13 protein-coding genes are annotated in these 15054 nt (G+C 33.9%); 10 read left to right on the top strand and 3 right to left on the bottom strand.

All coding sequences use genetic code 11. From position 1 onward, the window contains the following. The first annotated feature begins 12 nt into the window (after positions 1-12). Positions 13-180 carry a hypothetical protein gene (locus ACTCIM_RS00325; protein ID WP_472313217.1) on the top strand — a complete coding sequence of 56 codons (168 nt, stop codon included), beginning with the start codon at positions 13-15 and terminating at the stop codon, positions 178-180. On the opposite strand, the gene uvrA is transcribed toward ACTCIM_RS00325, so the two are convergent. Next, positions 181-2916, bottom strand: coding sequence for an excinuclease ABC subunit UvrA (gene uvrA / locus ACTCIM_RS00320; RefSeq protein WP_472313216.1), 2736 nt, complete (start codon positions 2914-2916; stop codon positions 181-183). Next, positions 2909-4018 carry a hypothetical protein gene (locus ACTCIM_RS00315; protein WP_472313215.1) on the bottom strand — a complete coding sequence of 370 codons (1110 nt, stop codon included), beginning with the start codon at positions 4016-4018 and terminating at the stop codon, positions 2909-2911. Before ACTCIM_RS00315 ends, uvrA begins: the two co-directional genes overlap by 8 nt. Positions 4019-4081: 63 nt before the next feature. On the opposite strand from ACTCIM_RS00315, the gene hypF reads away from it, so the two are divergent. From hypF to ACTCIM_RS00280, 7 genes are all read left to right on the top strand, one after another. Beyond that, positions 4082-6391 (top strand): carbamoyltransferase HypF, encoded by a 2310-nt coding sequence (gene hypF, locus ACTCIM_RS00310; RefSeq protein ID WP_472313214.1) that lies wholly within the window; start codon positions 4082-4084, stop codon positions 6389-6391. Continuing rightward, positions 6384-7916 carry a glycosyltransferase family 9 protein gene (locus ACTCIM_RS00305; RefSeq protein WP_472313212.1) on the top strand — a complete coding sequence of 511 codons (1533 nt, stop codon included), beginning with the start codon at positions 6384-6386 and terminating at the stop codon, positions 7914-7916. The genes hypF and ACTCIM_RS00305 overlap by 8 nt, the downstream gene beginning before the upstream one ends. Positions 7917-7970: 54 nt before the next feature. Next, the gene (locus ACTCIM_RS00300; protein ID WP_472313210.1) at positions 7971-8576 is read left to right on the top strand and encodes a DUF8043 domain-containing protein; all 606 of its coding nucleotides are present in this window, start codon (positions 7971-7973) and stop codon (positions 8574-8576) included. Beyond that, positions 8563-8895 carry a hypothetical protein gene (locus ACTCIM_RS00295; RefSeq protein WP_472313209.1) on the top strand — a complete coding sequence of 111 codons (333 nt, stop codon included), beginning with the start codon at positions 8563-8565 and terminating at the stop codon, positions 8893-8895. Before ACTCIM_RS00300 ends, ACTCIM_RS00295 begins: the two co-directional genes overlap by 14 nt. Positions 8896-9135: 240 nt before the next feature. Then, complete coding sequence (locus ACTCIM_RS00290) at positions 9136-10203, top strand: ABC transporter substrate-binding protein (RefSeq protein ID WP_472313207.1); 1068 nt, start codon at positions 9136-9138, stop codon at positions 10201-10203. A gap of 157 nt (positions 10204-10360) precedes the next feature. Further along, the gene (locus ACTCIM_RS00285) at positions 10361-12328 is read left to right on the top strand and encodes an ATP-binding response regulator (protein ID WP_472313206.1); all 1968 of its coding nucleotides are present in this window, start codon (positions 10361-10363) and stop codon (positions 12326-12328) included. A 104-nt stretch (positions 12329-12432) separates the two neighbouring features. Beyond that, the gene (locus ACTCIM_RS00280; protein WP_472313204.1) at positions 12433-13332 is read left to right on the top strand and encodes a DMT family transporter; all 900 of its coding nucleotides are present in this window, start codon (positions 12433-12435) and stop codon (positions 13330-13332) included. Here the strand turns inward: ACTCIM_RS00280 and ACTCIM_RS00275 are convergent. Next, positions 13316-13672: a DUF4870 family protein gene (locus ACTCIM_RS00275; protein ID WP_029967074.1), complete on the bottom strand. Its 357-nt coding sequence runs from the start codon at positions 13670-13672 to the stop codon at positions 13316-13318. The two genes, ACTCIM_RS00280 and ACTCIM_RS00275, sit on opposite strands and share 17 nt — an antisense overlap. Positions 13673-13962: 290 nt before the next feature. Here ACTCIM_RS00275 and ACTCIM_RS00270 point away from each other — a divergent pair, with 290 nt between their 5' ends. Continuing rightward, on the top strand, positions 13963-14616 hold the full coding sequence (locus ACTCIM_RS00270) for a lactate utilization protein (RefSeq protein ID WP_464279744.1): 654 nt from the start codon (positions 13963-13965) through the stop codon (positions 14614-14616). Between the two features lie 14 nt (positions 14617-14630). Further along, complete coding sequence (locus tag ACTCIM_RS00265) at positions 14631-14984, top strand: AMP-binding protein (protein ID WP_472313202.1); 354 nt, start codon at positions 14631-14633, stop codon at positions 14982-14984. Positions 14985-15054 lie beyond the last annotated feature (70 nt).

The raw sequence follows: 15054 nt of genomic DNA, 5'->3' as shown, positions 1-15054 counted from the left end.
GGAGAAGTACCTATGTCTAAAAGTGAAGTTTTGTTTAGAGCTGTTATTGTCGGAGGCTCTATTGGGCTTATTGCCAGCTGGTTTGGTTTTGACCCTGCCAGAGCTCTGGCCCTGGGCATTTTAAGTGGGTTTTTTGCCGGTTTGACCAAGGTAATTGCAGATAAAAAAAAGAAAAAATAGTTATAAAAATCTGGCTGTAAGAGAGTTGGGGTTGTTCTTAATTTCTGCTGGAGAGCCTGTGGCCATAATTTCTCCTCCAAATTCTCCTCCTCCTGGTCCTAGGTCAATGATGTAGTCTGCACACTTTATTACATCCAGGTTATGTTCTATTAAAATAACTGTTGCTCCTTTTTCCACCAATTTATGCAATACTTTTATCAATTTACCCACTTCATGAATATGTAATCCTGTGGTTGGTTCATCCAGAATGTAAAGTGTCCTGGGAAGGGTTTTTTTACTTAATTCTCTGGCCAGTTTAATTCTTTGAGCTTCTCCACCACTTAAAGTAGTAGCTGGCTGACCAAGCCTTAAATAGTCTAAACCAACTTCCTCCAGTAAGTTCAATTTGTTAACTAAACTTTGATGATTTGAAAATATTTTTTTGGCTTCTTCAACTGTCAGGTTTAAGACATCGTGTATATTTAAGCCTTTATAAAATATGTCTAAAGTTTCTCTATTGTATCTCTTCCCTTTACAAACTTCACAGGTAATATAAACATCGGGTAAAAAATGCATTTCTACCTTGATTTGTCCTTCTCCTGCACAGGCTTCACATCTACCACCTTTTAAATTAAAGCTAAAGCGAGCAGGAGTATATCCTTTTTTCTTGGCTTCCAGAGTATTGGCAAATATTTTTCTTATTTCATCAAAGACTTGGGTATAGGTTGCAGGGTTGGAACGAGGGGTCCTGCCTATAGGCGTTTGGTCAATAACCAATACCTTATCTACTTGCTCAGCACCTATTATTTTTTCTACTTTTCCAGGATTGTTAACCTTTTCTCCCTTTAAGATAGCCAGGTGCTTATAAAGGGTATCTACCACCAGGGAGCTTTTTCCTGAGCCTGAAACTCCTGTAACTACAGTGAGCAAACCCAGAGGAAAAGAGCAGTTAATATTTTTTAGGTTGTTGGTAGAAACATTTTTCAGGGTAATAAAGTTTTGGGGTTTTCTTTTAGAGTAATAGGTTTCAATGGAGAGTTCTTTTTTTAGGTATCTGGCTGTAAGGGTATTGCTTTGCAGTAGTTCTTGAGGATTGCCCTGAAAAACAACTTCTCCTCCGTGCTCTCCAGAACCTGGCCCTAGTTCTATTATATGGTCTGCAGTTAAAATGGTCTCCTGATCGTGCTCTACCACCAGCACACTATTCCCCTTTTTTTGAAGTTCCTTTAAGGTTTGAATGAGTTTTTGATTGTCTTGAGGATGAAGGCCTATGGTAGGTTCATCCAGGACATAGGTTACTCCAACCAGCCCGGTGCCCAGCTGGGAGGCCAGTCTAATTCTTTGGGCTTCCCCTCCGGATAAGGAGGACATTGTTCTGGCTAAACTTAAATAGTTGAGTCCCACATTCTTTAAAAAGGACAATCTGGATAAAATTTCTTCTAAAAGAGGAAGGGCTATTTTTTCTTGTTCCTGGGAAAAGTTTAGATTCTGGAGAAAAGAAAAAAGGTTTTCTATGGAAAGGTTGGTGATGTCAAAAATATTTAAATCATTTATTTTTACGCTCAAGGCTTCTTTTTTTAAGCGACTGCCCTTGCATTCTGGACAGGTATGAGAATTTAAAAAGATTTTTAATTGTTGATGCCAATAAAAATCCTTTTGGTACAACTGTTCTACAATATTAATCACTCCTGGCCAATTGCTATCTCCATATAAAAGCACCTGTTTTGCTTGAGGGGAAAATTGATTTAAAGAAGTGTCCAGGTCAAATTTATATTTTTTTCCTATGCTTAAGATAATGTCTTTGTATTTAGTTAAAAGTTTGCTTTTTCTCCAGGCAAGAATAGCTCCTTCTTTTAAACTTAAATTTTCATTGGGTATTATAAGATGAGGTTCAAAATAATCTACACTTCCCAGCCCTGAACATCTGGGACATGCTCCCTGAGGACTATTAAAGGAAAAAAGTTGGGGTGTAATGTTGGGTAAGGATATTTTACACTCTGGACAATGGGATTGAGTGGAAAAATAAATGGATTTATTTTCATCTACTAAAAAGAGTTTTACTCTACCTTCTCCCATTTTTAAGGCTAACTCAAGGGAATCTGCCAGTCTTTTGGCAATGCCTTTCTTTTTTATCAATCTGTCGACAATCAGTTCCAGGGTGTGTTTTTTGTTTTTATCTAAAACAGGGGGATTATCCAGGGTATAAATTTTATTATCCAACCTTATTCTTACAAATCCTTGCTTTTTTAAACGGATAAAAAGATCCTTAAAACTGCCTTTTTGATTTTCTTTTAAGGGACTTAAGAGAAAAAATTTAGTGCCTTCCGGGAGTTTAAGAATTTGGTCTAGGATCTGGTCACTGCTTTGAGGCACAATGGGTTTTCCACACTGGGGACAATGAGGTATACCCAGACGGGCAAAAAAAACCCTTAAAAAATCGTAGATTTCTGTAGTTGTGCCAATGGTTGAACGAGGATTTTTACTTAAAGAGTGTTGTTCTATAGCAATAGACGGAGACAGACCTTCTATTTTCTTTACCTTGGGTTTATCTAATTTGGGTAAAAATTGCCTGGCATAAGCTGAAATGGATTCTATGTATCTTCTTTGTCCTTCAGCATAGACAATGTCAAAGGCTAAGGTAGATTTTCCAGAGCCAGAAGGTCCACAAATAACCACTAATTTATTTCTGGGAATAGATAAGTTTATATTTTTTAAATTATTTTGCCTGGCTTCTATTATCTTAATAAATTTACTCATCTTCTTGTAATTTGGGAAGACTAAAGTAAAAAACTATTTTTTCCTGTTTTTTATCTGTTTCCAGCCAGGCCTTTCCTTTTAAAATCCCTTCTCCTAAGAGTTTGATTAAGTAAGTTCCTACTCCAGTTACTAATCCTTGCTCGCTGATAAAGGGTTTAAAAATCCTGGCTTCTACTTCTTCTTCTAGTCTTCCTTTGTTTTCAACCCAAAAAATTATTCTTTCTTCTACTTCTTTAGTTCCACATAGTACCTTTTCTCTGCTGTAGTGTAAAGCATTTATCAGCATACTTTCTAGGATCATTTCAAGTAAATCAAAATCAGACCAGAATTCAACATCTTCACTTTCATCTGTTACAACTATTCTTTCAATATCTTCTTCTAATAATTTACCTAGCTTGTTTATGGTTTTATTTAATATGCCAAGAGAAGAGAAAAAAGATAGATTAGGAGTTATTTTATTTTCTTCAGCTTCAGCTATTATTCTATATTTTTTTAGATTGTTTACTATTTTTTTTATCTCTAAGTTAGCATTATCTAAATATTTGTTCTTACATTTTTCCTTAGCAAAATCTATTGACAGGTTGATTGCAGATATAGAATCTATTGATTTATATAGGATATAATTTCTTAAAGCTAATCTTCTAAGTTTATTTTTTATATCAGTTATGTTTAATAAATATAAACTTATTCCTTTTATATATATTTTTTTACCGTCTATTTTTAAGTCAAAACTATCTATGGTACTATCTCTTTTACTTAATATATGACACTCAGTGGAGTATTGATCTTCTTGTTCTAAAGCCTGAAATGTTTTGTTGGCCCCACAATAAGCACAGTATAGAGTTTCTCCACAGCATGCATCCAGTTCTTGAGGATTTACGCAGCCCAGGATTTTTCCCAGGTATTGGCCCAGGATATCCTGATGTTTAACCTGGAGATAGTTTTCAAAACTTTTATTGGCAAATACGACCTGTCTATTAGGCAGGGTGAGAACCAAAGGGTGGAAAACGGCATTTAATAGGTTTACCACCTCCTGGTTTTGGGTTATTTGCTGATAAATAGCTTGGATTTCTTCTAAGCTATAGTTTTTTGTGGTATTCACTTGCTTTTCCTTTTGTTTTTTTATTTTTAGTTTACCAAACAAAAAATACCAGGAGACTTATTTGTGACCAGAAAAGAGTTTATTGTCAATGGAAGAGTGCAGGGAGTTGGATTTAGACCTTTTATTTATAAATTAGCCAAAGAACTAGATCTTACTGGGTGGGTAAAGAATTCTTCTCTGGGTGTAGTGATTGAAGTGCAAGGAGAAAAGAGAAAGGTAGAATGTTTTCAGCAAAAATTAGTTCAGGAATTACCACCTTTAGCTGAAATTGTAGATTTAAAGAGCAGAAATATAGGTCTGGTTGCAGAAGAAACAGATTTTAGGATTGTTGCCAGTGAAAAGGGCCAGGGACACAATGTGCTTATTAGTCCAGATGTGGCTACTTGTGCTGATTGCAGAAAAGATATTTTTAATCCTGAGAATAGAAGGTTTTTATATCCTTTTACCAACTGTACTAATTGTGGCCCAAGGTACACCATTACGCGTTCCATACCTTATGATAGGCCCCAAACTTCTATGGCCTGTTTCCCCCTTTGTGCCAGGTGCCAAGAAGAATATGAAAATCCTTTGGATCGAAGATTTCATGCCCAGCCAAATGCCTGTCCCGAGTGTGGCCCAGAGGTATGGTTAGTAGATAGAGAGGGCAAAGAGTTGGCAAGGGGAAGAGAAGCTTTGGAGCTTACTGCACAACTAATTTTAAAAGGGAAAATTTTAGCCCTAAAAGGACTGGGAGGCTTTCACCTGGCCTGTGAAGCCAGAGAGGAAAAGGTAGTGGATTTACTTAGAAAGCGTAAAAAAAGGCCGCATAAGTCTTTGGCTTTAATGGTGGAGAATCTGGAGCAAATAAAGTCCCTGTGTCTGGTCAATGCCTGGGAAGAAAAAGAATTGCTTGGCCTGGCTCATCCTATAGTGGTTCTGGATAAAAAAGAATCTTCTTTTTTGCCTGATAATATTTCAGAAGATACCAATACCTTGGGCATAATGCTTCCTTATACTCCTTTGCATATGTTACTTTTTTATTTTTTAAGACAATATGATTTTAAAGATAATTTTCCTGTTTTGGTTATGACTTCTGGTAATAGCTCTTCTGAACCCATAAGTCTTGGAAATAGAGAAGCCTTTTCCAGGTTAAGTTTAATAGCTGATTACTTTTTATTTCACAATCGAGATATTCTTATTAGGTGTGATGATAGTGTAGTTAGAATGGATAAAGAGAGGAGATTGTTTTTTAGAAAAGCTAGAGGATATGTACCTACTCCTATTTTTCTTTCTAAAAAAGGTGAAAGTATTTTAGGAGTTGGACCGGAGTTAAAAAATACAATTTGCTTTTTAAAGGACAACCAGGCTTTTGTCTCTCAACATATAGGAGACTTAAAAAATTTGGAAACCTATGAGTTTTTTTTAGAAATTGTAAAACATCTGGAAAATATCCTGGAAGTATCTCCCAAAGCAGTAGTGAGAGATTTACATCCAGACTATCTTAGTAGCTCTTTTGCCCAGGAATATGCTAAAGAAAAAAATATCCCTCTTTTTAGTTTGCAGCATCATTATGCCCACCTTTATGCTTTATTGGCAGAGCATAAACTCCAAACTCCTCTTCTGGGTTGGGCTGTAGATGGTACTGGTTTGGGAGAAGATGGGAATATCTGGGGCGGAGAATTGCTTTATGTAGAAGCAGAAAACCTGGAGAGGAAAAGGCTTGTTTCCTTTAGCCCTTTGCCTTTGCCAGGAGGAGAAAAGGCTGTTTTAGAGCCCTGGCGTATAGCCTTGGGAGTACTTTGGTTGTTACAGGAAGATATGGATTATAACTGGCCCTGGAAGAAGTACAATTTAAACAACCTGCAATTACTCTTTTCTATGCTGGAAAAGCAAATAAACACTCCCTGGTCTTCTAGTCTGGGGCGGATTTTTGATGGAGTGGCAGCGCTTCTTGGGCTTGTTAAGCACATTTCCTACGAAGGACAGGCAGCTATTAGGCTGGAAAAGATTCAAGATGTTCAGGAAAAGAAAATCTATACCTGGAAGACCATAGAAAAAGAAGACCTTCTTGTAGTGGATACCCTTTTTCTATTTCAACAAATTATCAGGGATATCAAAGACCAGGTAAGTCCTGCTCAAATAAGCAGGCGTTTTCATTTAACCATTGCTCAAATTCTTACTGAACTTGGCGTCCATTTTGCTAAAAAAATGGGAGTGGAGTTTTTAGGATTTAGTGGGGGAGTGATGCAAAATATTTCTCTAAATAAACTTTTAATCAGCAACCTTACCCAAAAACAGGTAAAGTTATTGCTCCACCAACAACTTCCACCCAATGATGGTTGTATTTCTTTGGGACAGGCCTATTTTGGCCGTTTGCAATTGGAACATGTCTAAAAGAATTTTGGTCATAAATTTGACGAGGTTTGGAGATATTATCCAGAGCCAGCCTCTTTTTTCTTATCTACACCAGCAGGGAAAAGAGGTTGCTTTATTGTGTCTGGAAAATTTTCAAGCGGCAGCCAGGCTTTTGCAGTATGTGGATAAAATTTATACCTTTCCTGGAGGAGAGATTTTAGCTTCTTTGAGTAAAGATAAGTGGTGGAAAGGCCTTGAACAGCTTTTTGCTTCTTTAGAGCGAATAAAAAGGGACTTTCAGCCTGAACAGGTTATCAATTTAACTCCTTCTTTGTCTGCTAAAATTTTGACTCTGGTTTTGGGAAAGGAGACTCTGGGCTTTGCCTTGGATAAATGGGGATTTAGTACCTACAACAATAGCTGGGCAGCTTTTTTACAAGCTTCTTCTAAATTTAGAGAGGCTTCTCCTATAAACCTAATAGACCTTTATTTAGGGATTGTAGATTCCCAAAAACAAGCAAACGTAAGACTAGAGCTAAGAGCTACCTCTGAGGATAGTATTGGAAAATGGAAGAAATTTTTCCACTTACCCCCAGGATATGGGCTAATAGGCTTTCAACTGGGAGCAAGTGACAATAAAAGAAGATGGCCTGTGGCTTATTTTGTCAGGGTGGGAAAAATTTGCCTCCAAAAATTTAAACTTATTCCAGTGTTGCTGGGTACTGAGAGCGAAATAGAACTGGCTAACAGGTTTGAACAATTGGCAGATTATTCCCATTTTAACCTTGTGGGCAAGACTGAGCTTAAGGACCTGCAAGCTATTTTAAGCCAGCTTACTCTTTTACTTACCAATGATACAGGCACCATGCATCTTGCTGCAGGAACTAATTTAAAAGTAGTAGCTCTTTTTTTGGCTACTGCCCAGGCCTGGGATACAGGACCTTATTTAGAAGATTGTATTTGCTTAGAGCCTAATTTAGATTGCCATCCCTGTAATTTTGATCAAGTATGTAATGATTATAAGTGTAGATATGCTATACAACCAGAAGATGTTATTTTAGCAATTAAACTTGTCCTGGATAAAGAATATAAATCCTTATCCTTAAATAGTAGAATTTATAAAACAACATTTTTAAATAATACTTATTTTTTAGAAAATTTAAATCATAATAAGGATAAAAGATATCTCAATATGTCTTTTTTTCACTTTTTTTATTTTAATTTTTTAGTTAATAATTTAGATTTTAAAAATAAGCATAATTTTGTAGCATTAAAACTAGATGATAAGCTAAAACAAGAACTTTCAGAAATAGAAAGTTATTTTTTTCTTTTTAAAGAACAACTAAGAAGCATAAGTGCCTATCCCCTTACCAAAAGAAAACAAAAAATTTCTTTATTTCACTTAAAATTAACTTCCAAACTGGAACAGACCAGGTATTTTTATCCCTTAACCCATCTCTGGTTAGCTCAATCTCAGCAAGGGTTTTCCTCAGTAGATGATTTTTACCAATTAGCCCACCAATATCACTCCTTTTTAAGAAAAGTTAAAGAAAAATTTTTTTAACTTGGTATATTTTTTGAATTCTTTTTTAAAAAGAACTTTTGGAGGAGGCCAATAATGATAGTTATCGATGGGCAAAAGCTCGATTTAGAAGTAAAAAAATTTAATAATTTAGAAGAGTTGTTGGTAAAAGTAATGGCTGAAGAGCCTTTAAAAAACAGGGTTATAACAGATGTCTATGTTAATGACGAAGCCTTTTCAGAGATCTATCCTCATCAAGCTGAAGACATTGAAACTGAAGAAATAGAGAAAATAGAGATTAAAACAGTTAGTGTGGATAAGCTGGCAATAGATATTACCAGAGAGCTTTATAAGGTGATAAATTTACTACTTAAGGGAGGCAAAGAAGTTAGCGAGCTTTTTCGGGAAACTAATGACTTTGAAGCCCTGGATATGTATCAAGATTTTCTACAGGTACTTAGGGATTTTATGGGTATGATTGGGGCTATAAGGCAGGAACTTAATTTGATAGCAGTGCCACATTTAGAAGAAAATCTGGAAATTTTATCAGATCTTTTTACCGAAATACTGGATGTTCAAAAAAATGAAGACTGGATTTTGCTGGCTGATTTAATTGAGTATGAATTGCTACCTCATTTAGAGGAGTGGAAGAAGATAGTAAGTGATTTAAGAGAAGAAGTAAAAAAGGTTGCCAAAAATTAGAGCCATGAAAACTATTTATGATATCTATACCCAGGAAAAAAAAGCCCTTCAAAGTGAAGATATAGAGCAGGCGTTTGCTTTGGCTCAAAAAAGAGAAGAAGCAATAAGAGAGGTTTTACAAAGTGATAGAGGCCAGCTGGAGAAGATAATTCATTTGAGAGAAGAAAATAAAAAGTTGATTGCCCTGGCTAAAGAATTACAAAAAAAGATTAAGGAAGAGTTAAAAAAGGTTAGCCAGGAAAATAAAAGGTTTTTGGGTTATAAAGAAGCCAGCAAAGTTAAAAGTATTTATGGCCAATATCTTAACAAGCGAGGATAGAATCCACTAGACTAAAAGCAAAAAGTGTTTATATAAATACTAAGCCTGGGATGTTAGTGAAGGTTAGTTGTTGGGGGACTAACACCAAGTAAAAAGAAAGGGCTGGTCCCATTAAAGAAACGAGTCCCAACCTCAATTAACTCACGGCATCCTGGGTTTTTTTATTTTTTCTTCCTTGGAATTGACCTCTTTTTAAAAAAAAATTATTTTCTCATCCTAAAAAAATTAGGAGTTTACCTTATGCTTTCTCGCTTCTACCTGGTCTTTTTGGTTCTTGTAAGTTTTATTCTTTATTTTTCTACTTTTTCCTGGGCTGAAAACAAGCGCATAGTATTGGTGCACAGTTATGACTGTGATGATGCTTGCGGAGGACCTCAAAGGGAGGGAGTATTAGAAGCCTTTAATAGTTCTCCTTTGGCTGGAAAGGTTGAGTTTTTTGATTTTTACATGGATACAAAAAATAAAAATGTAGAGCATAAATCAATTATAAAAGTAGCAAAAGAGGCCATAGAGTTTATAAAGAAAATAAATCCTGAAATAATTATATGCTTTGATGACAACTCCTTTTTATACGTTGGAATGAATTTTTTAAAAGATAAGAACAAGAGCATTGTGTTTACTGGATTAAATGGATTACCAGAAGATTATAACAAAATTTTTAATTTTATGATAAGCAAAGAAAAGCCTGGATATAATGTAACTGGAGTATATGAAAAACTTTATACTCAGAAAAGTATAAATGTATTTAAACATATCTTGCCTAATCTAAAGACCATATTGGTTATTACAGATAATACTACTACTGGAAAAGCCTTGAGCAAGCAAATATTTTTAGAAACTAAAGACTTAACAGATATTGAAATAAAAAACATAGTTGTTGAGAATTTTGAAGAATACAAGAAGATAATTTTAGAAATAAATAAAAGAAAGCAGGTAGATGCTATCTATCCTTTGGCCTTATCTCTTAGACAAGGTAAGCAGATAGTAGGACCTAATGAAATATTAGCCTGGACCATAAAGAATTCTAGGATTCCAGATATTGCTGTTAATTATTATTTCTGTCAGTTAGGACTTTTAGGTGGAGCTACAGTGGATTTTAAGGAAATGGGTAAGCAGGCAGGAGAAAAAGCTATAAAAATTTTGCAAGGAGTAGCTGCAGGAAATATCCCTATAGATGATGCCAGAGCTTATGCTTTGGCCTTTAATATTCAAAGGGCTAAGATGCTAGGTTTAAATATACCGAAAAATATTCTTTTTGCTGCTCATAGAATATATAAGGATATTAAGGTATTTGAGTATGAAAAATAAACCGAAATCTTTACAGGTTAAGTTCTTATCAATATTTTTTATTTTTTTCTTTTCCTTTGTTTTGCTTCTTTCGATTTCACTATATTTATATAATGACTTGTATAACGAATATATAAAAGAGAATATAGACTCTTCTACTTTTTATATAGATAAAATATTGAATAATGAAGCTCAAAATATACTTGAAAAAACTTATCAAATATCTAAAGATAATGTTTTAGGGGTTGTTTTATCTTTAGATTTACCATTTTATGGAGAAAAAAGACTTAAAGAATTACTTAAAAGTAGTAGTATTGAGCATATAAATATTTTAGATATAAATGATAATTTGGTGTTTTCTACTTCTGAGAATGAAAATTTTAGAAAATATAAATTAAAAAAAGATGTAGAATTTGCTTTTCTAAATTCCAAAATATATTTGTCAGTTAAAGTCCCAATTTTACATGAGAGTATGAAAAGAATAGGGTACTTGGTTAGTTTTTCTCCTCTTCCTGGAGATAGTTTTTTAAAAGAGCTTTCTCAGAAAAACCAGCTGGGCTTAGCTGTAAAGTGGGGAGATAAATTTGTTGTAGGTTCTTCCTGGCTGAATTTAGATAAATTAAACTCTCTTAAGGTCTCAGGAGTAGATGAGTATCGCTCTTGGGAAAAGGGGTTTTATTTAAAACCATTATCTTTTAAATTTTCCGGGGCAAATCTGGATTTATTTGTAATTAAAAGACTAGATGAGTTCATTCAAAGATTTAAAAACTATGCTTATATTTCTTTAATAAGCTTAATCCTTTTGGGGTTTATCTTCTTTTTAGCTGTTTTTTTTCTGCATAAAAATGTAATCAGCCCTTTATCTAAACTTACCCTTCTTGCTAAAAGAATAGAATTAAATGAAGATATAGATTGGCAAAAAGAAAATGAAAAGTTTCATTTAGATGAGTTTGGCTATCTTTACCAACAGGTAAAAAAAATGGTTTTGGCTTTAAAAGAAGAAACTCAAAGGGTTGAAAAGGCCAACAAATTAAAGGATAACTTTTTAGCTACCATCAGCCATGAAATTAGAACTCCTTTAAATGTAATTTTAGGCCTAACTCAGGTCCTGGAAACAAAATTAAAAATACCTGAAAATCAAAAATATTTATCTTTAATAAAAAATTCTGCTAACAACCTGGTATTAATACTAAACGATCTTTTAGATTTTTCTAAATTAAAAGCAGGCTCTTTAGAATTAAAAAATAAAACCAATAATTTAAGTTTTATTCTAAAAAATATTGCCCATACTTATCAGATTCAATGTGAGAATAAAAATCTAGAATTTATATTTGATTGTAATCTAGCAGATTCTTTTTGGGTATATTGTGATAAGCTTCGTTTAGAACAAGTTTTAAACAATTTATTATCCAATGCTTTAAAATTTACCTCTGAAGGTAAAATTATTTTCTCTTCAACTGTAATAAAAGAAGAAAAGGATATTGCTTGGGTTAAATTTTTAATAAAGGATACAGGAATAGGTATTCCTCTAGAAAAACAAAAGGATATATTTAAACTCTTTATACAGGTAAGTACAGGGTTGAACCGAGAATATAGTGGTACAGGCTTGGGATTAGCTATTGCCTGGGAATTGGTAAAAAAAATGGGAGGAGAAGGAATAGAATGTAAGAGTATTCCTGATCAGGGAACAGAGTTTTCTTTTATCTTGCCTTTTACCCTGGATGTTCCCAAGCAAAAGGAAGAAGAGAAGTTAAGTTTAAAAAGGACAACAAAAGAAAATTATAAAATATTGTTAGCTGATGATAGTCTGGATAATAGAATTTTAATGACAGAAGTATTTAAGATTTTAGGGCAGGACAACTTTATTGTTGTAGAAAATGGAGAAGAAGTCTTAAATTTATTGCAAAGGGATAATCACTTTGACTTAATCTTTTTAGATATAGAAATGCCTAAATTAAATGGTCTTGAATGCACAAAAAAGATAAGGGATTTAGGAGTAAAGGTTCCAATTGTAATTATTACTGGTCATGTGCTGGAAGAAATAAAAGAAAAAGCCTTTCAACTGGGAGTTAATTTCTTTTTAACCAAACCCTTTGATTTGAAAGATATAGAAAATATTTTTAAACAGGTAAAAAAAATAGATTAATCTTTTCTTCAAAAGACACAATTTTCTATTTTTCCTATTTTATCTGTTGACAAAAAAAAATCTTGTAATAAGTTCTCCCCTTTAATTTTTTAAGGAGTTCTGGAATGCGTTTAGATTGGCAGGTAATTAAGGCTGATTTACTTCTTTTGCTTACTGCTTTTATCTGGGGAGCTGCTTTTGTAGCTCAGAGGGTAGGCATGGACAGTCTTACCCCTTTTTATTTTAATGCTATTCGTTTTGCCCTGGGTTCTCTTAGTCTCTTACCTTTAATTTACTTTACTTATAAAGATAAAGAACCTCAATCTTTTTTTAAAGAATTGAAACCTTCTTTAAAAGCAGGCTTTATTTTGGGAGTTCTTTTGTTTTTAGGAAGCTCCTTTCAGCAGGTTGGAATGGTTTATACCACTGCAGGCAAAGCTGGTTTTATTACCGGACTTTATGTAGTTATTGTCCCTTTGCTTGGAATATTTTTCAAACAAAAAATTAGAATAGAGATTATTATAGGGGTTTTATTTTCTGTAGTTGGACTTTATTTACTTTCCATAAAAGAAGACTTTTCTATGGATTATGGAGATTTTTTGGTTTTAATTTGTTCCCTTATGTTTTCCTTTCATGTTTTAGCTATTGCCTATTTTGCTCCTAAACGAGATTGTATTTTGCTTTCTGCTATTCAATTTGCTGTAAATTCCCTTATTAGTTTATTCGTAGCTTTAGTTTTAGAAAGTATTACTCTTCAAAATATTTATGATGGCCTAATTCCTTTGCTCTATGGTGGCTTTATGTCTGCTGGGGTTGCTTATACTCTTCAGGTGGTGGCCCAAAGAGATGCTCCCCCAGCCCATGCTTCTATTCTTTTGAGCTTAGAATCTGTGTTTGCAGCTTTAACTGGTTGGTTCTTGCTTGGAGAAACCCTTTCCTCCCGTTCTTTTTGGGGGTGTGTGTTAATGTTTAGTGGAGCTATTGTTGCCCAGGTTTATCCCTATATTTTTAGAAAAAGTAAGTAGTTGGGTTTTCTACTGGTTTATCTTCATTTAACCACTTGAGACCTTTGATATTGCGTACAATCCACCAGATTAAGAGAAATATAAAAACTAAATAGCCAATGAGGATAAAAGATAAAATTACACCTATTATTCCAGTTACAAAACTTATCCAGAAAGTTCTTATTTGCCAGCGAAAGTGGGTGTTAATCCATTCTGGGTTTTCTGAACTCTGGTAAATATAAGCCATTATTACTGCAATGATACTGGTTACACCAAAGATTAAAGAAGCTAGATTTAGAAAATAGATTATTTTAGCAGTTTTCTTTAAACTCTCTACAGAGCCTTTGACCTCTTCACTCATTTTTCACCTCCTTTTATTTTATTTTTTAGTTTTGCATAAAAAAATATTTTAGTCAATAATTGTCATAAGATAAGATGTTTGTTTTGGCTTTTAAAATACCTAATGGATTTAGGGTTATTTGATTATTTTTCTGAAAGAAACCCTTTTTGTCAGTTTTAAAGCCTAATCTGCTGATTTTCCTTTAATTGCTTTAAATAACAGAAAAAACCAGGCAAAAAAAAACTTTTTTTTTTAGTTAGATAAAGGTAAACAAAAGGGGTTTTTTACTTCGGCTTAGTGGAGGTTTTAAGATGAGTGAATTTTTAGAAAAATTTTGGGAAATGAGGTTAAATAAGGTTAAGGAAAAGTTGGAAAAGAATAAGTTTTCAGCGTATGTGGTACCTTCTGAAGAGGAAGCTAGAAAACTGGTTTTAGAAAAGTTATTGCCAGCTATTAATCCTTCTAGCCTTTCCTGGGGAGGCTCCATGACCTTTGTGCAAAGTGGGCTTTATGATTTGCTGAGAAAAAGAGAAGATATAGAAGTCATTGATACTTATCGTAAAGACATTTCTCCAGAAGAGGCTTTGGAAAACAGAAGAAGGGCGCTTTTGGTGGATCTCTTTTTTACCGGGACCAATGCCCTTACTGAAGATGGCTGGTTGGTAAATCTGGACATGATTGGCAATAGAGTAGGGGCTTTAGCCTTTGGTCCTAAAAAGGTCATTGTGCTTGTGGGAAGAAATAAGATTGTCTCTGACCTGGATGAAGCAATGCTGAGAGTAAAACAGTTAAGTGCTCCAGCTAATACTATGCGCTTAAATAAAAAAACTCCTTGTCTTACCACTGGAGAGTGTCACGATTGTAACAGTCCAGATAGAATCTGTAATGTGTGGACTATTCACGAAAAATGTTTTCCAGAAAAAAGAATTACAGTAATTTTGATTAATAAAGACTTGGGACTTTAAAGAGAGGAAAGCTGGTGGACTTAAAAAGCAAATTTTATGAAACAGTAGAAAAATATAAAAACAATAATTGCTTATCTTTTGTAGGAGAAAAAAAACTTACTTACAATGATTTAAGAGAGGAAGCATTACGATATGCTTCCTTTCTTAAAGAGCATGGTTTTCAAAAAGGAGATAGGGTAACAATAATAAGTGAAAACTCTCCTTATTGGGTGATAGCTTTTTGGAGCATAGTTCTGAATGAAGGAATATGTGTACCTTTATTGGTAGATTTTCCAACAAGCTCTTTAGAACACTTAATAAAGCATTCTAAATCTAGTTATGTTTTTATAGATAAAAAAATTATCAAAAGTTTGCTGATTCTTCTTTAGATGGAGTATGTTTTATTGATATTGAAAATCTTTGTTTATTAGAAGAGGAAAGTACAGATTATTTTCAAAA

It is taken from the genome of Desulfonauticus sp., from assembly GCF_055126295.1.
The sequence above is the reverse complement of the archived record's forward strand: the minus strand, read 5'-3'. Positions and strand labels throughout refer to the sequence as shown.